General features: G+C 75.5%; 1 pseudogene. It reads left to right on the top strand.

Annotation, left to right across the window (positions count from 1 at the left end):
- Positions 1 to 278 (top strand): annotated as a pseudogene (locus tag QWY29_RS20320) (FAD-dependent oxidoreductase); the annotation flags it as partial.

Below are 278 nucleotides of genomic sequence, written 5' to 3'. Positions count from 1 at the left end.
GGGCGGTCGGCCTCGAGCGCTCCGGGGTCGGCGTCGAGCTGTCGACCGTGGGGCCGCAGGGGGCCGGGCGGGTGCGCGCGGGGCGGGTCGCGCTGGCCACCAACGCCTTCCCGCCGCTGCTGCGCCGGCTGCGGCTGATGACCGTGCCGGTCTACGACCACGTGCTGATGACCGAGCCGCTCACCGCCGACCAGCTGGCCTCGATCGGGTGGTCGGGACGGCAGGGCATCGGCGACGCGGCCAACCAGTTCCACTACTACCGCCTGACCCGCGACGAC

The sequence above is a fragment of the Nocardioides abyssi genome (assembly GCF_030412915.1).
GTDB classification, from domain to species: Bacteria; Actinomycetota; Actinomycetes; order Propionibacteriales; family Nocardioidaceae; genus Nocardioides; species Nocardioides abyssi.
This window is presented reverse-complemented; position numbering and strand designations above follow the sequence as displayed.